The organism is Bacillus sp. RAR_M1_44, from assembly GCF_020165935.1.
In the GTDB taxonomy this organism is placed as follows: Bacteria; Bacillota; Bacilli; order Bacillales; family Bacillaceae; genus Bacillus; species Bacillus altitudinis.
On record NZ_JAIUKX010000005.1, the window covers coordinates 82,937 to 107,860 of the forward strand.

The following is a 24,924-nucleotide window of genomic DNA, read 5'->3' on the forward strand; positions in this document are numbered from 1 at the left end:
TCCTTTTTATAGATGAAATAAAAATTTGATCAATCCAATCAAGATTCCAATGATACCGAAGTCTGTATCGCCGAATGTTGTCCCTTCAAAGCCAAGAGTGCCTAACACAGGAAGTAAACAAGCTGGTAAAAATGAAAGGAGTATTCCATTCACAAAGGAACCGGCGACTGCACCTCTCACTCCCCCCGTTGCATTGCCATATACGCCCGCTGTCGCACCGCAGAAAAAGTGCGGCACAAGTCCAGGAACAATGACAGTTAAACCAAACAAAGGAAGAAGGAAAATAGACACGATGCCTCCAGCAAAACTGCATAAAAAACCGATGATCACTGCATTTGGAGCAAATGGGAAAACAGTTGGCGCATCAAGTGCCGGCTTTGCCCCTTTGACGAAACGATCGGCAATCCCTTTGAAAGCAGGTACAATTTCCCCGATTGCCATCCGTACACCTGCTAAAATAATGTACACCCCAGCAGCAAAGGTAATGGCCTGAATGAGAATGAAGACAGCAAAGTTCGTACCACCACTAATGTTTTCTATGAATGAAATTCCCGCAAACGGTGCAATCGCAAAGAAAAGCAAAGCCATCGTAATGGAGATGGCCACCGATGTATCTCTTAGAAAACCGAGTGATTTAGGCACTTGAATGGTTTCCGTTGATTTCTCTGGGCGCCCGACCCATTTGCCGATCATTCCCGCTGTAAAATAGCCGAACGTACTGAAATGACCGAGCGCCAGATCATCATTTCCAGTGACTTTCTTTGTAAACGGCTGAAGGATTGCGGGAGCAATGACCATCGCTGCACCTAATACGATTGAACCAGTGGTGATCAGCAGCGTTCCTTGCATGCCGGCTGTTGACAGAACGACTGCAAGCATAGCCGCCATATATAGCGTATGATGACCAGTTAAAAAGACGTATTTAAAGGGTGTGAATTTTGCCAAAAGCAAATTGACCAACATACCAAAAATCATAATGAGCGCTGTCTGTGTACCGAATTCCTTTTGGGCAATGGCCGCCATGGCATCTGTATTTGGGACAACCCCTTGAATGTGAAAGGCTGCTTCAAACATCTTCCTGAAAACCCCAAGTGAATCAGATACGACTGTGGCGCCCGCTCCTAATATTAAAAAACCCATTGTTGTTTTTAAGGTGCCTGATACAGTATCGGCAGCTGACTTTTTCTGCAAAAGTAAACCAGCTAGTGCAAACAAACCGATGAGAATTGCGGGTGTGCCCAATATATCGTTCATGATCAGTTCTATCATGATGTGAATCCCCCTTTTTCTGTCGATTATATGTGTTTACGAAGGACGTCTTTAATGGCTTCCTGGTCTAACAAGTTATTTAATCCAGCGACCTTTCTTGTGCCGTCATCCAGCTGATCGATAATATCTGTTGCGCCAATATAGAGGTCTGCTTGTTCATTTTTGCTTGTACTGAGATCGGTGTGATCCACTTCCGCTAAAAGTCCTAATTCTTCTAATGCTTTTTTGACATTCATTTCAACAATAAAACTGCTTCCTAAACCGTTTCCGCATACAACTAGAATTTTTTTCATCCTCTTTTTCCTCCTTTATACTTGTGAAAATCGATTGATTAGTTGTTGAATGGCTGCTAATTCCTCTGCTTCAATCAATTGTCTCACCCGTTTTTCTTCACTTAACAGCATCGTCAGCTGTTTGAGTGCTTTCAGGTGGGTCATACTGTCAATGGCAGCTAATACAATGATGAGACGAACTTGCTTTTTTCCATCCTTTGAAAAGGAAACGGGCTGATGACATGACATAAGTGACATGCTTAATTTGTTCACGCCATCCTCTGGTCTGGCATGCGGAATCGCCACTTGTGGCGCAATCACAATATAAGGGCCATTTTGATGAACAGACTGGATCATCGCTTTCACATAACTTTCCTGAATCGCTTGTTGATCAAGCAAAGGCTGTGCTGCTTTTGTAATGGCCTCCTGCCATGTGTCTGCTGTTTGCTGGAGCTGAATGGTTTCTTCTGTTAATAAATCGTTTAACACTGGTTTCCACCCTTTCTGGTGTGATACATATGTGGGATGAAGCAGCTCCTTCAGGTCATGAAGCAATGCTTTTTCATTTTGAACGATGGTATGCTGCTGAATGATATTGAATAAAGCATTCACATGGTGCTCATCAAGCTTAGGTTCTGAGCCTTCTCCATATTGAAGCAATGTTTTTTTCTCATAAGCAGTGAGAATAGGGTGAACGAGATGAACAGGTTTTCCTTTAAACGAAATAGGTGTCGTTGACACAACAAAGTCGGCATCAATGGATGTTAATTCTTCATATGAACGTTTTGATAACAGTCCGCGTATGTCGATGTAGCCGATTAATTCAAGAAGCTGCGTTTTCAGCATGTGACTTGTGCCAATTCCTTCTCCGCAGACAATGTAAACAGAACGTTTCGCAATCGATGAAATCCCTTCTCTTCTCATCCAGCCGCCAAAATGCATCGCCACATAGGCAATTTCATGATCGCTCATCTTTGAACAGGTCGCCTTCTCTAAATGGCAAGCAACCTTTTGCGTGATGTCAAACACCTCTGGCTGTGCATGTTTAATGGAATCTGTTAATTCATTGATGATATCAATGTGATAGATGAGCCTATAATAGGCCGGAATTAAATGCATGGTTAAGTTTTGTTCCAAGACTTCTACTTCCTGGAAGGAAATACACGCATAACGCTGAAAGTCAATGGTCATTTGTCTCGCAATGGTTCGAATGAGATGTTCTTCTGGTTTTTGACTTGTTGGAAGTTTTTGTTTTTTGGCACTGAGCCATAGCGTACTAAGAAAATAGATTTCATCATCATGAACCAAAAGACTGGTTTCTTTTTGAATTTGCGCCATGAAACGAATAGCAGCCAAGCATTCATCTGTTTCCTGCAATGTTCGTTTTTCTTCTGTTGAAATGTGTACAGCACGTCCTAGCTTCATCCGTTTAAAGTAGAAAAAGAGATCCATAGACAGCTGATCCAGCATGTCATCTGCAAACTCAAGCTTCAGATCTTGTTCGGACTGTTGAAGGAGAGCATGTATTCTCTTATATGAAATAGGACCCTTTAACCAAACCGATGGAAACGTTTTTTCATTTTTTATCATGGTGCGAATGAAATGAATATAAGGCTTCAGCGCCAATCGAATTGTTCTTTCTTCTCCTGAAATTAAATAGCCGCTAGCCGCCTGATAGTGAAGTGTAAGCTGCTGTTTTGAAAGTGCTTCTTTTAGCTGTTTCATATCCTCGAGCAATGTATTTCGGCTCACCTTTGTTATCTTCATAAAATCATCAATTCTTAGGCAATGCTCGCTACATGCAATGGATAAAAGCAAGATGGCCCTTCGTTCCTTTACACATGGTTCATAATCTTGACCAATAAGCATGGTGTCAGCTTTTTGAATAATGACTTCTTTTTCATGAGGATTTAAATAATAGCCAAGTTGGCCTTTTCGCTGCACACCACTAAGCTGATGAGTTTCCAGCCAGCTGTTCATTCGTTTGATTTCAGCATAAACGGTTCGAGTCGAGACATTCATTCGATTCTGTAAATCTTCTATTGATAAATAAGATGTAGTATGAAGCAGCATAGATAGCAAAGTAGTACCCCTTTTGGTTAAGTACAGTTGGAATTCCTCCTTTCTTTCCCTTTGGTTATAAGTCTAATCAACTCACCTGCATCAAAGAAGCCCAAATGTCTTCAGCACGTGCTTTGCAGCGATTGTGTGCTCTTTTCATAAGAAAAACACACTGATTGAGTGTGCTTTCAGACTTGTATACAAAGAGCTCTTTGTCTTCTTTTACGTGTTTGAGGACGAATAAACGCAAAAAACCTAGAATGGTATAAAGCCAGTCAAGGTTTTTTATTTTTCCTATATGTGACGCTTAAACTTATTTTTTGTTTAAACTAAATCCGAAATCCAAATCGTTTTCAAATGAAATACAAATACTCCAATCACCTTCTAATGATATAAAGTAGTGGTGCTGTGGGATATCTAAAAAATAGACTAGTAACTCTTCTAGATGGTTTAATTCAAACTGGTACCCAAACTCTGTAAGGTTATCCCCTATGTAAATTACTTGTAAGTTATTATCTAAATATTTTTCTTTTAATTCAGTTATAAAGAGAAGAGCATCAGAAAGTAACAATTCATGATTTGAGCTCTTACTATAATGTTTATTGGTTTGTAACCAATCTATTTTTGAACCAGCAAAATCAAATTTTTGTTCTATTAAGTCTAAATAAATTTTTGGATTTTTATGTACTTTGACATATTTAAGAAGGTCTTTTAATTCCAAATCCTTTATTAGATCTTCATCATAAGAATTCAATAAAATTACCCCCCTTTGTGTTTTTTTAAGTCTTTCTTGTCAAAATCCATAGGAATCGCTGTTTTGTCATTTTGTTGCAATCAATTCAGTGTACAATGCCATTGTAGCTTGCTGATCCGTCTCTGACAAAGCATATTCATCTTTTTTTGACCGAGTTATATTAAATTTTCTGCCATACCAAAAATTCATTCTTCTGTGTTCAATCCCAATAATAAATATAGTGCTGAGTTGAAGAATCGCTTGTCATCCCCATTTTTTCATACAATTGTTGTGCTTTTATATTAGAAGTCGCTGTTTCTAAACAGATAAATCGGGCTCCTTTATCGTTTGCAAATGAAAATGCTTTTTTCATCAATTGCTTACCTACCCCCTTTTCACGAAAATCGTTTATAACAAACAAATCATTTAAAATGAACGCATCTTTCATCGCAACAGATGAAAATGTGGGATACAGTTGTACAAATCCTACATATTGTTCACCTTGCTTTGCAACAAACAAAATAGACTCTTGTTTACGGTATCGTTCCACTAGAAAATGATAAGCACCTTCTATATTAGAAGTCTGTTTATAAAATTGGCGATATTGATCAAATAGAACCGAAACTTGTTTTAAATCATTTTCATTAGCTCTTACTATATCCACTCTTCTATCCCCTTTTCATATCAATTAGTAGTATAATAATTGATATTCTGACATGTAAAAATGTACAGATTTATACTTTATTAAATGTCAGAAGGGAGGAATGAAGAAATGAAACATTATATTTTCCCTTTCAGTGCCAATCAACCAAAATATAAACAAATTTATGAGCAATTTAAAAAATTAATCGAGGAGGGAAAGTTAAAAACAGGAGAAAATCTTCCTTCCATTCGTTCACTAGCCAATGACCTAGGTGTTAGTCGCCACACTACACTACAAGCATATGATCAATTATTAGCTGAAGGATATATTCAAGCCAATGAGCGTAAAAGCTATAGTGTCAATGAATTTGAACCGATATTTCTTCAAACCTCTATTCCAGAAGTACCTAGAAATGAACCAATACAATTGATCGATTTCATTGATTTCAAAGCAAGTACTGTTGATGAGGAACAATTCCCTTTAAAAGTTTGGCGGCAAATCTCCAACAAAGTGCTGCAGCAATCCATTAGCTTTCAATACGGAGATCCTTTTGGAGAACCGGGGTTTAAACAAGAACTGGCTGATTATTTATTTCAAGCGAGAGGTATGATCATTAACCTCAAAAATATTATCGTTGGAAGTAATACACAGCAACTACTGTTGTATTTGGGATTTCTATTAAAAGAACGTTTTTCTAGTATGATTGTTGAAAACCCTGGTTATAGCGGTGTACGTGAGGTCTGTCATTTACATGGATTTGAGATTGAAAGTATTCCTGCATCAAAACAAGGTGTATTATTGGACTCACTCGTAAATAAAAGCGGGAAATTATTGTACATAACACCTTCACATCAATATCCTACTGGTACTGCACTATCGATTCAACAGAGAATTGAATTGATTCAATGGGTACGATCAAATAACGGTTTCTTATTAGAGGACGATTACGATGGAGAATTTCGATATGGACAAAAACCATTTCCTGCTTTAGCCTCTTTAGATGCTGCACATGTCATTTATTTTGGTACGTTTTCAAAAGCATTTCTACCAGCTATACGATTAGCATATATGGTGTTACCTGATTCATTAATCAATATCTATATGAGTAAATTTGAACATTTCGAACATAATGCTTCGTTATTGCACCAACTGACCATGACTGAATTTATGAAAAGTGGGGAATGGACAAAGCATATTAAGCGTATGCGTAATACTTATAAAAGGAAAATGAACTTATTGGTACAACAAGTTCAACATTTATTTGGAAAACAAATTGAGATCATTGGTGACAATGCAGGGTTATATATCATGTTACGTATACACACTCCCTATTCCGAAAAAGAATTACTTGAAAAAGCTCTTCAACAGCATGTTAAAGTTTATCCAACAAGTCATTTATTTATCGAAAATCCACCTGTACAACCGCACATACTGCTCGGTTTCGCAAACCTTTCTCTTGAACAAATCGAAAGAGGTATTTGTTTATTAAAAGAAGCATGGGAATAAGATTGGTGGTTCATTGGAGGTTTTTTTGTAACTTAGATGGATAAACTCATCTAACGCTTCCTCTGGTGAATCAATATCCTGATGAAATGTCCCACCTAAAAAATCTTCTAACTTCTTTAAATAACTAGAGCTCTCATTCATTGAATCACCTCTGCAATGTATTATATCTTTTCTACTATTGAAAAAAGTTAAATAAATAAAAGGGTATAACATATTTTATATCACTAATATGTTATACCCTTTCTTCTTAAACTAACGCACCTGTTAGCATAACAAAAAAATGATTATTTTATTTTTTTTAGCATTTTAAAATTAGCCAACTTAACCCCCTTTTTTTCCACAGTTTGTGAACAAACAATTTTGTAACCTAGATGTTCAAAAAATGGCTTAGCTGTGATACTTGCTTCGGTATCAATTTCTAAAAGCTTTAGTTTCTTTGCCTCAGATTCGAGCATATCAACTAAAGCTGTGGCTATACCTTGTCCTTGATAATCTTTATGAACGAATAGTCTATCTAAGTACCCGTTATGCGTTAAATCGCTAAAACCAACAACTTTATCATTCACTTTAGCAACAAATGTTATATTTTGTTCCAATGATTCCTTCCAAGAATTCATTTTAGATTCTTTTTCATCTCTTGGTGCCCAAGCATCCAATTGTACTTGGGAATAATCTTTTGAATTTACGGAATGAACTGTTTCATAAAACAATGAAATAATCTCTTTTGTATCAGTTTCCTTAAACTTTATAATCTCCACTTTCTGTATACCTCCCCTTGTTTGGATAAGCATCCTATATTGTTATTCTCAATGAGAACTTCTTGCACCCTCATAACACATTCTCTCATAAAAGATATTACCGCTTCGTCTAAAGACCTCACAGTGTCCTTTCTTACGATTTAGACTTAAGCAATTGCAGCTCTTGATCCATGATTTCAGCTGCTTCTGAAATAAATTGAATGATTAAATCCAATTCTTCTGGCTTGTATTCATTTGTGAGTTTTTTGGTGGATGCCGATAAAGATAGAAAGAGTTGTTTCACCTGTGATTTCCCAGCCGTTAATGGAACAATGATGACTCTTCGCTTGTCTTTTGGGTCCTTCTCCCTTTTGACGTAGCCTGCTTTTTCTAACCGGTCAATGAGAGCGGTGACCGCACCTGAGCTAAGACCGGTTTTTTCACTTAATTCCCCCGCTGTGAGTGGTCCAAGTTCGTTTAACAAATCTGCTGATTTGAGATCTGTTGGGAAAAGGCCGAGCGATTGAGCGGCTGCTTGGTGAAATAGGACTGTTCGTGTAGCAAGGCGTCTCATCGTATGAATGATCTGGTCCGCTCGATCTTCTGCCTCGTTCTTTGTTGACAACTTGTTCTCCTCCCTTTAAAATCAATTTATCTTGATCATCAAGATAAATGTTCTCTTACTTTATAATTAACTTGATCATAGCAAAAAAGTGAAGAGAACGTAAGCAGGAGGTAAATGAAATGAATAACGTGGATCATAAAGGCAAGGCATCCACTCGCTTTGTTGTCGTCGGGTTGCTGTTAGGGATTTTTATGGCAGCGATGGACAACACCATTGTCGCAACAGCAATGGGAAGCATCGTCGCCGATTTGGGCAGTTTTGATAAATTTGCTTGGGTGACTGCTTCTTATATGGTGGCAGTGATGGCCGGTATGCCGATTTATGGAAAGCTTTCAGATATGTATGGTCGAAAGCGTTTTTTTCTGTTTGGACTTATTTTCTTTTTAATTGGATCTGCGCTGTGTGGCATCGCACAAACAATGGATCAGCTCATTATTTACCGTGCGATTCAAGGACTTGGAGGCGGTGCTCTTCTTCCGATCGCTTTCACGATTATCTTTGATATCTTCCCGCCAGAAAAACGCGGGAAAATGTCCGGTATGTTTGGTGCAGTTTTTGGTCTATCCAGTGTATTAGGACCGCTGTTAGGAGCAATTATTACGGATTCGATCGGCTGGCATTGGGTGTTTTATATTAACGTACCAATTGGTATCGTCAGTGTATTCTTAATCGCCAAATTTTATCAAGAATCGCTTGAGCATCGCAAGCAGAAAATTGACTGGTCAGGTGCCATTACACTTGTCGTTGCGGTTGTCAGTTTAATGTTCGCCCTTGAGCTTGGCGGTAAATCGTATGCATGGGATTCTGTTCAAATCTTGACACTATTTGCTGTGTTTGTTGTCTTTGGCACCATCTTCTTCATTGTTGAACGGAAGGCAGAAGAACCGATTATTTCATTTTGGATGTTTAAAAATCGTTTGTTTGCGACATCTCAAATTTTGGCGTTTTTATATGGCGGGACGTTTATTATTCTAGCTGTCTTTATTCCTATCTTCGTCCAGGCGGTGTACGGTGAATCTGCAACAAGTGCCGGGTTCATTTTAACACCGATGATGATTGGTTCCGTGATTGGCAGTATGATTGGTGGAACGATGCAGACGAAAGTACCTTTTAGACGATTAATGACCATCTCTGTGATTTCATTTTTTGCTGGGATGCTGCTGCTTGCCAATATGTCGCCTGATACAGCAAGATTGTGGCTTACGCTCTTTATGATGATTTCAGGTTTTGGCGTTGGGTTTAGCTTCTCCCTTCTGCCATCTGCTTCAATGAATGATCTCTCTCCGCGCTACCGCGGCAGTGCTAATTCTACCAATTCGTTCATGAGATCACTTGGGATGACTTTAGGCGTGACGATTTTTGGAACGATTCAAACCAATGTCCTGACAAATCGTTTAGCAGATGCTTTTAGCGGAATGAAAGGAGCTTCTTCTCCAGTTGGTGATCCACAAGCCATTTTTCAAGAGGGGGCACGCTCACAAATTCCGCCTGATATTTTAAATAAAGTGATTGATGCGATGTCACAAAGTATTACGTATGTATTTATGATTGCTTTATTCCCGATTGCACTTGCGGCGATTACGGTCATATTTATGGGAAATGCACGAGTACGTACATCAAATGAAATGAAAGAAAGCGAATAATGTGAAAAAAAGCAGAGCGATGCGGCTCTGCTTTTTTTCATCTTATTGATATAAAAGTTGGGCTTTTCCTTCACTGCCAACGATCTTTATTTTAGATGTGACCATGTCTTTGGCTGCTTGTTTTGCTTTTTGTAAATACATACGCGGATCTAAGCTTTCAGGTTCGTTTGAGAAATGATCACGAATCGCTTCAGAGTATGCATTTTTCAATTCAGTGGACACATTGACCTTTGCCATACCGAGTGCGACACATCTTTTGACATCCTCATCTGGTACAGCTGAACCACCATGAAGGACAAGCGGCACATCGACAAGCGCTGCAATTTGTTCAATGCGGTCAAAGTCGATATCCGGCACCCCTTTATAGATGCCGTGGGCCGTGCCGATCGCAGGTGCTAAAGTAGGTACACTAGTTTCTTCTACAAATTGACGGCATTCAGATGGAATGGCTTTTTCAGCATCTTTTTCATCCACGACAATATCATCTTCTACCCCGCCTACCTTGCCTAACTCGGCTTCCACATTCACTCCTACTTTTAAGGCAAGGTCCACCACTTCTTTTGTGCGGCGTACATTTTCTTCATATGAATGCATGGAAGCATCGATCATCACGGATGTATATCCTGCTCGTATACAAGTAAGAATTACATCAAAATCAGTGCAATGATCGAGATGAAGGCCGATTGGTATTTGGTATTGATCAGCTGCCGCCTTTACTGTATCTGCAATGGCTTTTGCGCCAAGCGATTGGACCGTGCCAACCGTTGTTTGCAAAATGACAGGTGATTTTAATTCAGCTGCCGTTTCGAGTACCCAGTAAATACTATCAAAGGAATGTACATTGAATGCGACAATTCCGTATTTTTCTTTTTTTGCTGCTTCAAGCATAGGTGTTGTAGAAAGTAAAGGCATGGTCAAACATCCTCTCTCGTCAAAATATCTGTTTTTAATACAGCGAGCATTTCTTCATTTGTTCTTGTTTCGAGCAGTTTTTGCCGTCTCGTTTCATCCATTAATCCGCGTGAAAGAGCAGAAAGTGCTTGTAAGTGAGTAGTTCCTGCTTCACTTTTTGGAATGAGTAAGGATAAGAAGAAAAAGCAAGGCTTTCCATCAAAAGCGTCCCATTCGATTCCGGTTTCTGTACGGACGATGACGAGTGCCGGTACTTGAATGGCGTCTGACTGTGTATGCGGAATGGCAAATCCATCTTGAAAGCCGGTTGTACTCAGAGCTTCTCTTTCAGCTAGTCCTTTTTTGACTGCCTCAGGAGATGTACAAATCCCTGCTTCAGAGGCAATGTCAGCTATGGCTGCGAAAACGCCAGCCTGTGAAGAAGCTGTTTCATGTAGATTCATATAAATATGTTCCATCATTTCTCTTCCTCCCTATTAAACTGCGGGTTTGTCTATTTTCTTGCGGTAAAGTCCGTATAGAATCGCACCTACAAGTGAGCCGATGAGTATGGAAAGCACCCACTGAAATGCGCCTGTGACGACTGGAAGGACAAGGAATCCACCGTGCGGAGCAGGAACCTGTACGCCAAAGAGATACGTCAATATAGCAGAGATGGCGGAACCAAACATGATAATTGGCAGGACAACGACTGGGTTTTTGGCTGCAAATGGAATGGCTCCTTCGGTAATATGAGTCGCTCCGAGAATATAGTTGATCATCCCAGCATTTCGTTCCTGTGGTGTGAAATGTTTTCGGAAAATCGTTGTGGCAATCGCAATGATAAGCGGCGGTGTGATACATGCTGCTGACACCCCTGCCATGAAGTAAAGGTTACCTTCTGCGAGTAAAGCCGTTCCTGTGACATAGGCTGCTTTGTTAAAAGGTCCTCCCATATCAAATCCACACATGGCTCCAACAATTAAACCTAAAAGCAATGGATTGGTGGATTGAACTGATGAGAGAAAATCCATTAATGAATGATTTAGCGCTGTAATTGGAACTAATAGCGGGGTCATGACAGCCCCGATTAAGAAAATACCAATGACAGGATAGATGAAAATTGATTTTAATCCGTCAAGTGATGCTGGTAATTTTTGAAGCAGGAATTGAAGAAGTACGATGATATACCCTGCTGCAAAACCTGCGATAATACCACCTAAGAATCCAGCGCCTCCATCGTTTGCAAGCAAGCCACCGATAAATCCGACAACCATCCCTGGGCGTTTGGCGATTGAATCAGCGATAAATGCTGCTAAAATAGGCACCATTAAGCTAAAGCCGAGTCCGCCAATGTTTTTCAAGTAGGCAGCAAACGGATGATACGTTTCATGCTGTGGATCAGCTGAGTAAATACCGAATAGAAAAGATAAAGCGATTAAGACACCGCCCCCAACAACAAATGGAAGCATGTGTGATACACCGTTCATTAAATGCTTATAGATGGTGTGTATCCACTTATTCGCTGACTTTTGTTGAGCTGATGAAGGCGCAGATGTTTTTTCTGTTCCAGAAGCTCTTCCTTTCACTTGATGAACGGGGGCTTCTCCATTGATAATGCCTTGAATCAGTTCGTTTGGTGTGCGAATACCCTTTGCTACAGGCACTTCAATGAGTGGTTTGCCGTGAAAACGATCTGTATTCACATCTTTGTCAGCAGCGACAATGACCCCATCGGCCTCCAAAATGTCTTGATCCGTTAAAGCGTTTTCAATTCCTACTTGACCATGCGTTTCAACTTTGATGTCGACCCCTAATTGCTCAGCTGCGATTTTTAATGCCTCAGCTGCCATAAATGTGTGCGCAATGCCTGTTGGACAGCCAGTGGCAGCGACAATTTTCTTGCGGCTCATGTGAACTCCCCCTTATATGTTCTGAATGTGTATTTGCTCAATTAATGAATCAATGTCATGTAAATCACTTAACCCTTTTGAAAAGGCGGTAGATGCCCCTGTTGCAATGCCGTAGCGTAAGCATACTTCATGAGGTTGTCCTTCCAGCTGTTTACTTAGGAATGCAGCGAGCATGGCATCACCAGAACAAGCCGTATTTACGACCGTTCCTATTGGTGCATTTCCTTTTAATACGGCTTCGTTTGTAAGGAATAGTGCACCTTCTCCTCCTCTGGAAATGAGTACTTGCTCTGCACCCATCTCGATCAGCTTTCGCCCTGCTTCAACGAGTTCTGTTTCTGATAAACGGTAGGTTTTTCCAAAAAATGCGGCCATCTCTTCTTCATTTGGTTTTAGTAAATATGGTTTGTACTGAAGAGTCTCTAAAACCGCTTTAGAGCTTGTGTCTAATATAAATTTCACGTTGTTTTGATGACAAATAGCGGCTATCTCTGAGAAAATGCTAGCAGGGACGCCTTTAGGCAAACTGCCTGACATAATGAAGATGCTGCCTTTTGGAATGGTCGAGATTTTTTCGCGAAAGGCATCAAGCGCTTTTGCCTCAATAGCAGGTCCTTGATTCACAAGCTTGTATTCTTCTGTTGTGTTAATAAATACATTAATGCGTGTAATCCCATCCACTGGGATAAAATCGGTTTGAATGGAAAGATCTTTTAACGATTGTTCAATATATGAACCTGAAAACCCAGCAATAAATCCTAATGCAGTGCTGGTGAAGCCATATTTCTTTAGCATAATGGAGACATTAACACCTTTTCCATTTGGCTGATAATCCTCATCTTCCGTGCGGTTGACTGTATCTGCCCGCATTTCTTTTAATGCAATATATAGGTCAATAGCAGGATTTAAGGTGCAGGTATAAATCAATTGGTTTCACCTTCTTTCTTTTCTCTAAAGAAAGTATCTCATACGATTCAGTGAAAATGTTTTCAGATTGTGTAAAGGTTTTCACGGTAAAAAGCCTCCCATCATAAAGTGTGGAAGGCTTTTTGAGTGTTTATTTCATCCGAATCACATAGGCGTCTAGTAAAATGCGGGCAATGACATGAAGCGACAGGCGAGACCTGACTTCATAATCTGGGAAGAATGATTGTTCCCCTTTATATCCGACGAGTGTCATATCTGATATTTTACTTAATGTAGAATCAATTCTCGTTGTGACCGTAATGGTCGTGACCTGCTTCATACTGAGGTTTTGGCAGGCTTCCACTAGTTCAGACGTTTCTCCATTTAATGAAACAAAGATGGCAAGTTCGTTTTTATCAATGTCACGCGATTTGAGCCGAATGATATTCGGGTCGTCATGAACTTCACATGTTTTTCCGATGAGCTGCAATTTGATGGTCATCTCTTTGGCGATCATCTCTGAAAAGCCTCTGCCAAAAATATAAATTTTGTCCGCATCATGGATCTTTTGAACTGCATCCTCAATTTGCCCAATACTTTGCAGTTGAATCGTCTTTAAGACCTCTTCTTCATTTTTTCGAATGGCTAGTTTGATGTCTTCGTCAATATTTTTTAGTTGATCACTATCATCTGTCATTTTCTTTTCTTGTTTCAATCGATATTTAAAGGATGTATAGCCGTTGTATCCGATTTTTTTCATCAGTCTGACAATGGTCGCCGTCGACACGTTGGCTCTTTCACTTAATGTGACGATGGATAAGGTGGAGATATCCTCTAAATGCTGGTGAATATAATGCAGTAAATAACGTTCTGTTTCACTTAACGTTTGATACACATCACTTGGTATATTAAATAATGGTTCATTCAATGCGATTCCCCCTTACTCATTTCATACTATAATTAAATGCCCTATGAAAACAAGATGATTCTTTTATCCTGTATTTTTTATTAGGAAGCTGGATGAGTGAAATTTTGTTTTTAACATAAGCTAAGAAAAAGAACGGTTTGTGTGAAAGGAGTTGATCACTGTGCTTCAATTCTTGTTTTTTCTGATCTTTTTATATGTGGTGTATGTATTTTTGACCGCATTTGTCTTGTTTTATTTACCGTTTCAAAAAACATGTAAAGAACATTGCATCTATAAAGCTTCTTCCATCTCAGGAGACGACCAAGGCATAAATCAAGTCATGCTGCTTGATGACGGGTTTGAATCGGGTCAAGTGAGAGTTCAAATGATTCGAGAGGCTAAAAAGAACATTCGTTTGAGTTATTATTCCATTCAAAAAGGAAAAACCGCCGAATGGGTGCTTGGTGCTTTAATTGAAGCAGCTGATCGAGGAGTAAAAGTTCAGCTGTTGTTAGATGGCATTTGCCATAGCCTGCGTGGACCGCTGAAGCATTTGCGTTATGCTGTGGCGAATCACCCGAATATGGCCATTCGTTTTTATGAGCCTTTTCGTTTGTTCAAGCCATGGACGTGGCATAACCGCCTTCACGATAAGCTTCTTTTGGCAGATGGCAGGGTCGCTGTCATGGGCGGCAGAAATATTGGTGATAAATACTTTGCAGATCAGCCGCCGAAAGACTTTGCATATGACCGAGATGTGCTGCTGTACAACGCCAAAAAAGGAAAAGTATTAGATGAAATGGAGCAGTATTTCGTTTATTTGTGGAATCATGATTTTACGAAAAGAACGAAAGATGTATTTTCCAAAGCAAAAGCGAAAAAAGGAAAAAAGCTAAGAAAACAGCTACTTCGATCTTATCAGGAAGCCATTCGTACAAAAGAACCCTTTGTCACGTCCACATATGATTGGGCAAAAGACGCCATTCGTGCAAAGCAGATTGCATTTTTCACAAATCCAGTGGAACGCTTAAATAAACGTCCGCTCGTCTTGAAAAAGTTAAACGATCTCGCAGAGCGGTCAAAGCGTTCGGTTCTGATCCAGACGCCTTATGTCATACCGACACGGCCAATGAAAGACGGACTCACGCCATTACCAAATGATATTCAAACGACGATCGTGACGAATTCTCTTACAGCGACACCAAACCCTTTAGCATTTGCAGGATATTTAAGCACGAAAAAGGAACTCATGAAAACGGGTGTTCATTTGTATGAATATCAAGGTCCGTATTCAATTCACGCCAAATCAATGGTCATTGATGATAACTTAAGTATTATTGGAACATATAATCTAGATGCAAGATCCAGCTTTTTAAATACTGAATCGATTTTGGTGATTGATAGTGCACCATTTGCGTTATCTCTTACGGAAGCAATCGAACGAAAAATCGCTTATAGTGTTCTCGTAGCGAAAGATCGAACAGAATATAAAGCAAGCGACTATGGACAGAAAAAAAAGCCTTTCATGAAAAGGCTCCTTTTAACTGGTTTATCTACCATAACGGTTTTATGGCGGCGGTTGATTTAAATAAAAGGGTAGCTACTTTTGTGGCAGCCCTTTTTCTGTTGACTGCTTCTCTTCTACTGGTTCAAGCTTGGTTAACTTAAATACGAGGATTCCAGCCACAATGACAAGTACACCTAATAATTTTGTAAAAGAAAATGTTACTTTTTCTAACCCCAGCCAGCCAAGCGAATCAAATAGAAGCGCACAACCTAGCTGAGAGGTGAGAACAATCGAGATTCCATAAGTGGGACCGAGACGTTTGATGCTCTGAACAAGACAGATGACAACGCCTACCCCGATGGCTCCGCTTATCCAGTACCAGGCTTCCATATGCCTTAATTGAAACATGCCGGTTCCTTCTAACAAAAGACCCATCAAAAGTGAAGCGATAAAGCCCATTCCTAGAACTAGCGTCGTTGTTGACCAAGAGCCTGTATGCTCATTAACTTTACTATTAAAAATGGTTTGTAAGCTGACAAGTGCCCCAGCAGTGACAGCTAATATTATTCCTATGATCATATATAAGTCCCTTCGTTTCTTCTATTCATAAATGTTGTGTTCTGCTATTTCTAAAAGCCCTTTTTGATCACAAATCGTAATCTTTCCTCTTCGCCTTTCAATCAGCCCTTTTTCTTGGAACTGCTGAATGACCCGATTAATATGGCGGTAGCTTGTTCCAATTAAGCTCGCTGCATCCGTGAGGCGAAGCGGCCGTGCGTGCGCGTCATCATCACCTGTTAAAACAGACAATAAATAGCTTGCAAGCCTGACCTCTACAGGGTATAAAAGGTGGAAGCTTAAATCATTTGATTTTGTATAAAATTTGTTTGTGATGCCCTTGAGCAAAAAGGTTAAAACTCGTGGATCGTCCTTTGCATGCCGCATGAGGGCTTGATGAGAAATCCTGAGCATATGTACTTCTGTAACGGCTTCAACTGTATTGACCATATCTGTCTGCTGAACGTATTCAATATCTCCAATCGCTTCAAGTGGGTTTTTAAAGCAAAGAATAAATGTTTTTCCTTCCTTTGTGGTGGTGAAAATCTTTAATTTTCCTTTCACCAGCAAGTACATATACTCCCTTTTATCCCCTTTTGAACAAATCAGCTCACCTTGCTGATAGCGCCACAAGCTCACATGTGAGATGAGTTTTTGATGAAAGACATTCTGTAACTGATGCGTCTTCATATAAGAGGAAAAAAGAGATTCATCATGCAGCTCCTCCATCTGATGCCCTCCTTTATAGTTTTAAGATGATGACGCCTGCAATCATTAAAAAGATGCCTGCATAATGGGGCCATTTCATTTTTTTCTTCTGAACACCAAACCATCCTTTTGCATCGATGGCAAAGGTAAACGCAAGCTGTGCGATAAGTAAAGCAGCGATGGTGAGTGTCACACCAATGATTTGAATGGCAGTGACCTCATTAAAGATAATAATGGCTGCAAATGCACCTCCAATTAAATAAAGCGGCTGCACTTTTTTGTATTCCTTAAAGTGGCCATCCCGTACGATGAGTAAAATGACGAGAGAGATGATAAACCCTGTCAGCTGCGTGATCGTTGCCGCCTGCCACGTCCCGATATCTTGACTAATTCTGGCGTTGGCTACGCCTTGCAGTGTAATACAAGCGCCTCCTAATAATGCGAAAATAACACCTTTCATTCGTTCAAAAGCTCCTTCTTTTTTCAGTCTAGTTCCATTAAATGATAGATGCCCTCATGTTGAAAAGGACATATGTCCCACTTTGCGTATTATATCAGAAACTTTTTCTTATGCAGTTTCTCTGTTTTAGATTTTTCACAGTGGGTACAGTTTTATATCAGCTGAAAACAAAATAATGGATTGAATCACACATAAAAAGGAGACATGTCAGAATGAGAAATCAAGAGAAACACTTTATTAATGGAGAATGGGTCGCATCAACAGGAAACGAAACGACGGAGGTCATTAACCCTGCGACAGAGGAAGTCATTGGCACCATTAGTTTAGGAACGAAAGAAGATTTAGATAAGGCAGTCAAAGCAGCCCGAGCCGCCTTCCCTTCTTTCTCAAAAACATCTCGAAATGAACGAGTAGAAATGCTGGAAAACATTGTGCGCGGGTACGAAAAACGCAAGGATGAACTTGTAGAAGTGATGACACAAGAACTTGGTGCACCGCTGAAAGTGTCCGAAGAAGTTCATTACAAAATGGGTTATGAACATTTTTCTAAAGCAGCGGAAGCACTAAAAGCTTATACATTTACCGAAGACCGCGGTGGACATACGATTATAAAAGAGGCGATTGGTGTCAGCGGATTGATTACACCGTGGAACTTCCCGACGAATCAGACATCTCTTAAAATTGCGGGTGCCATTGCGGCAGGTTCACCAGTTGTTTTAAAGCCAGCGGAAATTACCCCTTTTGCTGCGATGATTCTTGCAGAAATTATTGATGAAGCAGGTGTACCGAAAGGAGTCTTCAACTTAGTAAACGGAACGGGTGACGTGATTGGCGACGGCATTAGCTCACACCCTGATATTGACTTCGTTTCATTTACAGGATCAGGTGCCGTCGGCTCTAAAATTATGGAAAACGCAGCGGACAATGTGAAGAAAGTAGCACTTGAGCTTGGCGGAAAATCCCCTCTTATCGTCTTAGACGATGCAGATGTGGACGAAGCAGCAGAAACAGCCATTCATCATATTGCAATGAATACAGGTCAAGTGTGTTCTGCAGCTACACGTGTGCTGATTCCAGAATCAATGAAAGACAAGTTTGAAAAAGCGCTGCTGAACGCCCTGCCGAAGTTTACAGTTGGTGATCCAAGAGAAGATCACGCTACTGGCCCGCTTGTTTCTAAAAAGCAGTGGGATACGGTGCAATCTTATATTGAAAAAGGAATCGAAGAAGGTGCTACCCTTCTTGCTGGGGGAACTGGAAAGCCAGACGGAATCGATAAAGGATATTTCGCCAAGCATACCATTTTCACCAATGTGAAAAATGATATGACCATTGCGCAAGAAGAAATCTTTGGGCCAGTCATGAGTGTGATCACGTATCAAGACCTCGATCATGCCCTTGAGATCGCCAACGATACAGTGTATGGTCTTGCCGGGTATGTTGTTGGTCAAGATGAAAAAACATTAAAATATGTCGCTGAACATATTCGTGCTGGTCAAATCACCATTAACAATGCTGAAACAGATTACTTTGCCCCATTTGGCGGTTTTAAGCAGTCTGGTATCGGAAGAGAATGGGGAGACTTCGGTATCGAAGAATATTTAGAAGTGAAAGCTGTGATGGGACTTCCAACGGCGTAAGTCAGGCGAAAAAAAGGAAAACGGTGATCCGTTTTCTTTTTTTTCGCCCTCTCCCCTATTCATACGTGTTTTGTCATTAGAAATCTTAATCATGACAATCAATATTATATATTTTACTTAATGGCAAACTTTCGGTAAAGTTCAAATTGAACCTATATATATAATTCCTATCGAATTAATCTATGTTTATATTCCTTGTGAGGTGGATATTGTTGCAACTTCATGTATTGAACAGTCCGTTTAGCCAGGAGCAGGCAGAGTTACTCAATCAGCTGCTTCCGACTTTAACAGAACAGCAAAAAATTTGGCTTACTGGTTATTTATCAGCGCAGGCAACCCTTGCCGGCTCAGAAGTTGTCGCTCCGGCGCCTTCTGCCGCAGCATCTGTACAGCCTGTGAGCAAAGATGTGACCGTGCTTTATGGGTCGCAAACAGGCAATTCCGAAGGGTTAGCAAAAAAGACAGCCCAGCATCTTGAAGAGAAAGGCTTTCAAGTGACGCTCTCTTCTATGTCCGATTTTAAACCGAATAATCTGAAAAAAATAAACAATTTACTGGTCATTGTCAGCACACATGGCGAAGGAGATCCGCCGGATAATGCCCTTTCGTTCCATGAATATGTTCACGGCAGACGTGCGCCAAAGCTCGATCATTTAAGCTTTTCTGTCCTTTCATTAGGTGACAGCTCATACGAATTCTTCTGTCAGACAGGAAAAGAATTTGATGAACGATTCGAAGAGCTTGGCGGTACACGCCTGTTTGACCGGGTGGACTGTGACCTTGATTATGATGAGCCGTTTTCAGAATGGCTTCAAGGTGTTGCCTCTTCTTTGAGTGAAGGTGAAGCTGTATCACTTCCGCAAGAATCAGCGGGAGCAAACAATCAAGCCGTTTCTGAATATTCAAGAACGAATCCTTTTTATGCTGAAGTTCTTGAAAATATCAACTTAAATGGGCGTGGATCTAATAAAGAAACACGTCACTTAGAGCTTTCTCTTGAAGGATCGGGCCTCGTGTATGAGCCAGGTGACAGCCTTGGCATTTACCCGACAAATGATCCTGCACTTGTCGATGAACTGATTCAAACATGCGGATGGAATGCAGAAGAAGCTGTCACCGTTCATAAAAACGGAGACACTCTTCCTTTAAAAGAAGCACTCACCTCGCATTTTGAGATCACGGTTTTAACAAAACCACTTCTTCAAAAGATCGCTGCACTGACAAACAGTGAATCCTTGCATGCCCTTTTAGAAGAAGGAAACGAAGAAAAACTGAAAGAATATATCGCAGGCCGGGACCTAGTAGATGCGGCTCGTGATTTCGGTCCTTTTGAAGGAACCGCCGCAGAATTCACGTCCATTTTAAGAAAAATCCCTGCACGCCTTTATTCCATTGCAAGCAGTCTCAAAGCAAATGACGAAGAGGTTCATTTGACGATAGGGGCTGTCAGATATGATGCGCACGGCAGAGAACGCCAAGGTGTCTGTTCGATTTTATGTGCAGAGCGCCTGCAGCCAGGTGATACGTTACCTGTTTATATTCAGCACAACCAAAACTTTAAGCTTCCTCAAGATCCAGATACACCGATCATTATGGTAGGACCAGGCACAGGCATCGCCCCTTTCCGTTCATTTATGCAGGAGCGTGAGGAAATGGGTGCAAACGGAAAGTCATGGTTATTCTTCGGTGATCAGCATTTTGTGACGGATTTCTTATACCAAACGGAATGGCAAAAGTGGTTAAAAGATGGCGTCTTAACGAAAATGGACGTGGCTTTTTCAAGAGATACTGAGGAAAAAGTATATGTCCAGCACCAAATGAAGAAACAAAGCAAAGAATTATTTGAATGGCTTGAGCAAGGTGCTTACGTGTATATTTGCGGAGATGAAAAGCATATGGCGCATGATGTCCACAATACCCTTCTATCCATCATTCAAGAAGAAGGTGCGATGAGCAAAGAAAAAGCAGAAAGCTATCTTGCCAACTTACAGCAACAAAAACGCTATCAGCGTGACGTTTATTGATTTGATGCTTGAAAGAAAGGAGCTTTTACTTACATGGTGAAGACAGCATTAACAGCGCCGGATGGACCTCCGAGCGACGTAGAGGAAATCAAAGAAAAAAGTGATTATTTACGGGGTACGTTAAAAGAAGTGATGCTTGATCCGATTTCAGCGGGAATTCCGGATGATGACAACCGTCTGATGAAGCATCACGGCAGCTACTTACAAGATGATCGTGATCTGAGAAATGAACGACAAAAACAAAAGCTTGAGCCTGCCTATCAATTTATGCTGCGTGTCCGTCTGCCTGGCGGAATCGCCACATCTAAGCAGTGGCTTGTGATGGATGAGCTTGCTCACAAATACGGAAACGGTACGTTAAAGCTGACTACTCGTGAAACCTTTCAGCTTCACGGTATTTTAAAATGGAACATGAAAAAGACCATTCAAGACATTCATTCTACTATGCTTGATACGATCGCAGCTTGCGGCGACGTAAACCGGAATGTCATGTGTACTTCAAACCCCTATCAATCAGAAGTGCACCATGATGTATACGAGCTGGCGAAAAAATTAAGTGATGACCTGCTCCCGCAAACAAGAGCTTATCACGAAATTTGGCTTGATGAGGAAAAGGTTGCGGCAACGCCAGATAAGGAAGTTGAACCGATGTATGGTCCGCTTTATTTGCCAAGGAAATTCAAAATTGGCGTGGCCGTCCCTCCTGCTAATGACATTGATGTCTTTTCGCAGGATCTAGGCTTTATTGCCATTATCGAAAACGATCAACTGGTCGGCTTTAATGTCGCAATTGGCGGCGGAATGGGTATGACGCATGGTGATACAGCGACTTATCCGCAGCTTGCAAAGGTCATAGGCTTTTGTACACCTGAACAAGTCGTAGAAATTGCCAAACAAGTCATCACCATTCAACGTGACTACGGAAACCGTTCCGTGCGAAAAAATGCCCGCTTTAAATATACGGTGGACCGCCTTGGTCTTGAGAATGTAAAAGAAGAACTTGAGCGCCGTCTTGGGTTTACTCTTTTAGAGGCAAAAGATTATCACTTTGATCATAACGGTGACCGTTATGGCTGGGTAAAAGGCATTAATGGCAGATGGCATTATACGATGTTTGTAGAAGGCGGACGCATCACAGATTATGATGATTATCCGCTGATGACAGGCATCCGTGAAATTGCCAAGGTGCATACGGGTGACTTCCGTCTAACCCCCAATCAGAATTTAATCATTGGGAATGTGACAACTCATAAAAAGAAACAAATCGAACAGCTCATTCAGAAGTTTGGTTTATCAGACGGCCAGCAGCATTCTGCCCTGCGCCGCAGCTCAATGGCTTGTGTCTCTTTGCCAACTTGCGGTTTAGCGATGGCTGAAGCAGAGCGCTACCTTCCACGATTGATTGATAAAATCGAAGACATTGTGGAAGAAAATGGATTAAGTGATAAAGAAATCACCATTCGAATGACTGGTTGTCCAAATGGTTGTGCTCGTCATGCGCTTGGAGAAATTGGATTTATCGGAAAATCACCTGGTAAGTATAATATGTATCTTGGTGCCGCATTTGATGGCAGCAGATTAAGTAAATTATACCGTGAAAATGTGGGTGAGGAAGACATTCTAAAAGAACTTGGCTCTATTCTCCCCCGCTACGCAAAAGAACGAGAAGAAAATGAACATTTCGGCGATTATGTCATTCGTGCAGGGATTGTGAAAGAGACAACAGATGGAACGAATTTTCATGTGCAATAAAAAGAGACAGGAATTATCCTGTCTCAGATTGCTGACAAAGGGCTAAAATGAACTTTATTTTAGCCCTTTGTCTTCTTTTCAGCGTGATAGAAAATCTTTGCAGTCTAGGAAGGACGAGCATCGGCGCGGAGCGAATTTGACATTCGTGAGCACCGAAGCGCAGGACTGACACCGAATGCGAGGGTTTGTCTACACGCTGAGACAGGAACCGTCCTGTCTTTTTTATTTTTTCTGTCTCTTATTCAAGTATTCGGTCAGACTCTTATATACATCTGGATTGTCTAATGAAGATAGATCGGGTGAAGGCTGATCTTCATACGCCCCTTTAAGTAAACGTCGTACGATTTTTCCATTCCTTGTTTTCGGTAAAGCTGAAATGAGATGAACTTCTTTTGGTGTGAGCGCTTTACCAGCATGTGAACCAACATGGGCTGAAAGCTCTTGGATAAGGGCTGCTTCTTCAAAAGTATGCGGACTGGTCACGATGAAACAGACGAGCGCCTCCCCTTTCACCTCATCCTTTACCCCAATCACAGCGGCTTCATGCACGGCAGGATGCCAGGTAAGGATGGATTCAATTTCAGCTGGCCCGATACGTTTCCCTGCTGTATTAATGACATCATCCGATCTGCCGGTGATGTGGAATTCTCCGTCCTCTGTTTGCATGACCCAATCTCCGTGTGTCCATACACCATCAAATCGTTTGAAATACGTATCTTCATAACGCTCCGGTTCGTTCCAAAAACCACATGTCATGCCGACCCATGGCTTTTTCACCACAAGCTCCCCTACCTCATTCATCACGCTTTGCCCGGCTTCATTGTATACATCTGCCGCCATTCCTAAGATCGCCGCATTAAAGAGAATCGGTTTGATGGGTCGAAGCAGCGTACTGCCTACAATGCCACCAGAAACCTCGGTTCCTCCTGAATAATTTAAGATGGGAATGTTCTTTTGACCAATGGTGTGAAATAACCATTGCCACGGAGCTTCATTCCATGGTTCCCCTGTAGAAATAATGGCTTTGACATGCGATAGCTCGACCCCATCAATCGTTTGCTGCATCGCAGAACGAACAAATGTAGGGGAAAGCCCAAAATGAGTGACTTTCTTCTCGTGGATGAATGACCAGAGCTGCTGCTCATCTGGATAATCGGGAGCGCCGTCATATAAAACGATAGCAGCGCCATTGATCAAGCCGCCAAAGACGAGGAATGGCCCCATCATCCAGCCCATATCAGTCAGCCAAAACAGCCGGTCTCCTTTTGCCACATCCATACATAGCCCGGCATCAAAAGCTGCCTTTATCGGAAAGCCTGCGTGTGTATGAACGGCTCCCTTTGGTGTGCCAGTTGTGCCTGACGTATACAAGATCATCAGCGGGTCTTCATTTGTGACATAGGTCGCACCGGTGATCGGCTGTTCTTTTAACAAATCATTTAGCAGGACATCGTCCTGATATCCAGTATGAGAGGAAGTGTGCACAATCACTTTTTGCACAGTTGTGGTTCTGTTGATGGCATCAGCCACACATTCCCGCATGTTGATCGTTTTCCCTCGCCGCATCATTTCATTCGCTGTGACGACAATGGATGCGCCTGACGCACGAATGCGTACAGCGAGTGGCTCGCTTCCATAGCCTGAGAAGACTGGGCTGAAAATCACACCAATCTTTGCAAAGGCAAGCATGACGGCGACCGTTTCTGGAAGCATCGGCATATAGATGATGGCTATATCCCCTTTTTGAAGTCCTTCTTTCAAAAAGCCAGCTGCAAGACGGCTCACTTTCTCTTGAAGTTCGAGAAATGACCATTTCTTTTCTTCACCGGCTTCATTGCTCCAAATGATGGCGGGCTGATGCCTCGTCTCTTCTTTTTCTGCCCATTTGTCCACAGCCGTTTCGGTGATGTTAAGTGTGCCGCCCTGATACCATTTCGGCCACATCAATGAGTGGTGACCTAATGCCGCTTCATATGGTTTTTTCCACTGAATGCCGACCGCTTTCTCCGCTTCTCTCCAAAACCAGTCTGTGCGATCAATACTGGCTAGATAGAATGAGTCATACGTAGAAAAACCAAGAGATTTCATCCACTGATGCAAACGTGTTTTTTGGCTCTGCTTTTCTTCCGGTATCCATTCTGGTTTCTGGTTGATCATGAGGTCTGCCCC

The 24,924-nt window shown here is 41.2% G+C and carries 21 protein-coding genes and 1 pseudogene; 6 read left to right on the forward strand and 16 right to left on the reverse strand.

Features of this window, described 5'->3' with window-relative positions; all coding sequences use genetic code 11:
• Nucleotides 1-6 precede the first annotated feature (6 nt).
• The 5 genes from LCD34_RS19285 to LCD34_RS19305 form a co-directional block, all read right to left on the reverse strand.
• Nucleotides 7-1,269, reverse strand: a complete 1,263-nt coding sequence (locus tag LCD34_RS19285; RefSeq protein ID WP_224559874.1) for a PTS ascorbate transporter subunit IIC — start codon at nucleotides 1,267-1,269, stop codon at nucleotides 7-9.
• 26 nt (nucleotides 1,270-1,295) lie between these two features.
• Nucleotides 1,296-1,562 carry a PTS sugar transporter subunit IIB gene (locus tag LCD34_RS19290; RefSeq protein WP_017359544.1) on the reverse strand — a complete coding sequence of 89 codons (267 nt, stop codon included), beginning with the start codon at nucleotides 1,560-1,562 and terminating at the stop codon, nucleotides 1,296-1,298.
• A 15-nt stretch (nucleotides 1,563-1,577) separates the two neighbouring features.
• On the reverse strand, nucleotides 1,578-3,650 hold the full coding sequence (locus LCD34_RS19295; protein ID WP_224559894.1) for a BglG family transcription antiterminator: 2,073 nt from the start codon (nucleotides 3,648-3,650) through the stop codon (nucleotides 1,578-1,580).
• Between the two features lie 265 nt (nucleotides 3,651-3,915).
• The gene (locus LCD34_RS19300; protein ID WP_224559875.1) at nucleotides 3,916-4,356 is read right to left on the reverse strand and encodes a rhs-associated protein; all 441 of its coding nucleotides are present in this window, start codon (nucleotides 4,354-4,356) and stop codon (nucleotides 3,916-3,918) included.
• Nucleotides 4,357-4,555: 199 nt separating this feature from the next.
• Nucleotides 4,556-4,999 carry a GNAT family N-acetyltransferase gene (locus LCD34_RS19305; protein WP_224559876.1) on the reverse strand — a complete coding sequence of 148 codons (444 nt, stop codon included), beginning with the start codon at nucleotides 4,997-4,999 and terminating at the stop codon, nucleotides 4,556-4,558.
• 108 nt (nucleotides 5,000-5,107) lie between these two features.
• Between LCD34_RS19305 and LCD34_RS19310 the strand changes: the two genes are divergently transcribed.
• Nucleotides 5,108-6,484: a PLP-dependent aminotransferase family protein gene (locus tag LCD34_RS19310; protein WP_065460468.1), complete on the forward strand. Its 1,377-nt coding sequence runs from the start codon at nucleotides 5,108-5,110 to the stop codon at nucleotides 6,482-6,484.
• A 284-nt stretch (nucleotides 6,485-6,768) separates the two neighbouring features.
• Here LCD34_RS19310 and LCD34_RS19315 read toward each other — a convergent pair whose 3' ends face one another.
• Both LCD34_RS19315 and LCD34_RS19320 read right to left on the reverse strand, forming a co-directional pair.
• The gene (locus LCD34_RS19315) at nucleotides 6,769-7,242 is read right to left on the reverse strand and encodes a GNAT family N-acetyltransferase (RefSeq protein WP_008343714.1); all 474 of its coding nucleotides are present in this window, start codon (nucleotides 7,240-7,242) and stop codon (nucleotides 6,769-6,771) included.
• A 133-nt stretch (nucleotides 7,243-7,375) separates the two neighbouring features.
• The gene (locus tag LCD34_RS19320; RefSeq protein WP_144741006.1) at nucleotides 7,376-7,846 is read right to left on the reverse strand and encodes a MarR family winged helix-turn-helix transcriptional regulator; all 471 of its coding nucleotides are present in this window, start codon (nucleotides 7,844-7,846) and stop codon (nucleotides 7,376-7,378) included.
• A 119-nt stretch (nucleotides 7,847-7,965) separates the two neighbouring features.
• Here LCD34_RS19320 and LCD34_RS19325 point away from each other — a divergent pair.
• Nucleotides 7,966-9,538: pseudogene (locus LCD34_RS19325) on the forward strand (MDR family MFS transporter).
• Here the strand turns inward: LCD34_RS19325 and LCD34_RS19330 are convergent.
• The 5 genes from LCD34_RS19330 to LCD34_RS19350 form a co-directional block, all read right to left on the reverse strand.
• Entirely contained in the window at nucleotides 9,532-10,401 is an 870-nt protein-coding gene (locus LCD34_RS19330; protein ID WP_017359533.1) for a ketose-bisphosphate aldolase, read from the reverse strand. The pseudogene LCD34_RS19325 and the gene LCD34_RS19330 sit on opposite strands and share 7 nt — an antisense overlap.
• Nucleotides 10,402-10,403: 2 nt before the next feature.
• Nucleotides 10,404-10,862 carry a PTS sugar transporter subunit IIA gene (locus tag LCD34_RS19335; protein WP_224559877.1) on the reverse strand — a complete coding sequence of 153 codons (459 nt, stop codon included), beginning with the start codon at nucleotides 10,860-10,862 and terminating at the stop codon, nucleotides 10,404-10,406.
• Nucleotides 10,863-10,877: 15 nt separating this feature from the next.
• Nucleotides 10,878-12,293: a PTS fructose transporter subunit IIC gene (locus tag LCD34_RS19340; RefSeq protein ID WP_113747425.1), complete on the reverse strand. Its 1,416-nt coding sequence runs from the start codon at nucleotides 12,291-12,293 to the stop codon at nucleotides 10,878-10,880.
• A 12-nt stretch (nucleotides 12,294-12,305) separates the two neighbouring features.
• Nucleotides 12,306-13,220: a 1-phosphofructokinase gene (gene pfkB / locus LCD34_RS19345; protein ID WP_113747426.1), complete on the reverse strand. Its 915-nt coding sequence runs from the start codon at nucleotides 13,218-13,220 to the stop codon at nucleotides 12,306-12,308.
• Between the two features lie 130 nt (nucleotides 13,221-13,350).
• Nucleotides 13,351-14,127 carry a MurR/RpiR family transcriptional regulator gene (locus LCD34_RS19350; RefSeq protein WP_007499235.1) on the reverse strand — a complete coding sequence of 259 codons (777 nt, stop codon included), beginning with the start codon at nucleotides 14,125-14,127 and terminating at the stop codon, nucleotides 13,351-13,353.
• 160 nt (nucleotides 14,128-14,287) lie between these two features.
• Between LCD34_RS19350 and LCD34_RS19355 the strand changes: the two genes are divergently transcribed.
• Complete coding sequence (locus LCD34_RS19355) at nucleotides 14,288-15,694, forward strand: phospholipase D-like domain-containing protein (protein ID WP_224559878.1); 1,407 nt, start codon at nucleotides 14,288-14,290, stop codon at nucleotides 15,692-15,694.
• A gap of 12 nt (nucleotides 15,695-15,706) precedes the next feature.
• Here the strand turns inward: LCD34_RS19355 and LCD34_RS19360 are convergent, their stop codons facing one another.
• The 3 genes from LCD34_RS19360 to LCD34_RS19370 are packed head-to-tail and all read right to left on the reverse strand — an operon-like array spanning nucleotide 15,707 to nucleotide 17,339.
• Nucleotides 15,707-16,192, reverse strand: coding sequence for a DMT family transporter (locus LCD34_RS19360; RefSeq protein WP_008343688.1), 486 nt, complete (start codon nucleotides 16,190-16,192; stop codon nucleotides 15,707-15,709).
• Nucleotides 16,193-16,213: 21 nt separating this feature from the next.
• Entirely contained in the window at nucleotides 16,214-16,900 is a 687-nt protein-coding gene (locus LCD34_RS19365; RefSeq protein ID WP_035704488.1) for a Crp/Fnr family transcriptional regulator, read from the reverse strand.
• Between the two features lie 13 nt (nucleotides 16,901-16,913).
• Entirely contained in the window at nucleotides 16,914-17,339 is a 426-nt protein-coding gene (locus LCD34_RS19370) for a DMT family transporter (protein WP_008343684.1), read from the reverse strand.
• A 212-nt stretch (nucleotides 17,340-17,551) separates the two neighbouring features.
• On the opposite strand from LCD34_RS19370, the gene LCD34_RS19375 reads away from it, so the two are divergent.
• From LCD34_RS19375 to cysI, 3 genes are all read left to right on the forward strand, one after another.
• Nucleotides 17,552-18,979, forward strand: a complete 1,428-nt coding sequence (locus tag LCD34_RS19375) for an aldehyde dehydrogenase family protein (protein WP_224559879.1) — start codon at nucleotides 17,552-17,554, stop codon at nucleotides 18,977-18,979.
• 212 nt (nucleotides 18,980-19,191) lie between these two features.
• Nucleotides 19,192-21,003, forward strand: a complete 1,812-nt coding sequence (locus LCD34_RS19380; protein ID WP_224559880.1) for an assimilatory sulfite reductase (NADPH) flavoprotein subunit — start codon at nucleotides 19,192-19,194, stop codon at nucleotides 21,001-21,003.
• 33 nt (nucleotides 21,004-21,036) lie between these two features.
• Complete coding sequence (cysI, locus tag LCD34_RS19385) at nucleotides 21,037-22,755, forward strand: assimilatory sulfite reductase (NADPH) hemoprotein subunit (RefSeq protein ID WP_224559881.1); 1,719 nt, start codon at nucleotides 21,037-21,039, stop codon at nucleotides 22,753-22,755.
• A 222-nt stretch (nucleotides 22,756-22,977) separates the two neighbouring features.
• Here the strand turns inward: cysI and LCD34_RS19390 are convergent, their stop codons facing one another.
• Nucleotides 22,978-24,912: an AMP-binding protein gene (locus LCD34_RS19390; protein ID WP_224559882.1), complete on the reverse strand. Its 1,935-nt coding sequence runs from the start codon at nucleotides 24,910-24,912 to the stop codon at nucleotides 22,978-22,980.
• Nucleotides 24,913-24,924 lie beyond the last annotated feature (12 nt).

Excerpts from the sequence above, each read along its gene's own strand:
- LCD34_RS19290 (WP_017359544.1), bottom strand. The coding sequence starts at position 1,562 with ATGAAAAAAATTCTAGTTGTATGCGGAAACGGTTTAGGAAGCAGTTTT.
- LCD34_RS19390 (WP_224559882.1), bottom strand. The coding sequence starts at position 24,912 with ATGATCAACCAGAAACCAGAATGGATACCGGAAGAAAAGCAGAGCCAA.
- LCD34_RS19370 (WP_008343684.1), bottom strand. The coding sequence starts at position 17,339 with ATGAAAGGTGTTATTTTCGCATTATTAGGAGGCGCTTGTATTACACTG.
- LCD34_RS19310 (WP_065460468.1), top strand. The coding sequence starts at position 5,108 with ATGAAACATTATATTTTCCCTTTCAGTGCCAATCAACCAAAATATAAA.
- LCD34_RS19375 (WP_224559879.1), top strand. The coding sequence starts at position 17,552 with ATGAGAAATCAAGAGAAACACTTTATTAATGGAGAATGGGTCGCATCA.
- LCD34_RS19340 (WP_113747425.1), bottom strand. The coding sequence starts at position 12,293 with ATGAGCCGCAAGAAAATTGTCGCTGCCACTGGCTGTCCAACAGGCATT.
- LCD34_RS19285 (WP_224559874.1), bottom strand. The coding sequence starts at position 1,269 with ATGATAGAACTGATCATGAACGATATATTGGGCACACCCGCAATTCTC.
- cysI (WP_224559881.1), top strand. The coding sequence starts at position 21,037 with ATGGTGAAGACAGCATTAACAGCGCCGGATGGACCTCCGAGCGACGTA.
- LCD34_RS19360 (WP_008343688.1), bottom strand. The coding sequence starts at position 16,192 with ATGATCATAGGAATAATATTAGCTGTCACTGCTGGGGCACTTGTCAGC.
- LCD34_RS19335 (WP_224559877.1), bottom strand. The coding sequence starts at position 10,862 with ATGATGGAACATATTTATATGAATCTACATGAAACAGCTTCTTCACAG.
- LCD34_RS19365 (WP_035704488.1), bottom strand. The coding sequence starts at position 16,900 with ATGGAGGAGCTGCATGATGAATCTCTTTTTTCCTCTTATATGAAGACG.
- LCD34_RS19330 (WP_017359533.1), bottom strand. The coding sequence starts at position 10,401 with ATGCCTTTACTTTCTACAACACCTATGCTTGAAGCAGCAAAAAAAGAA.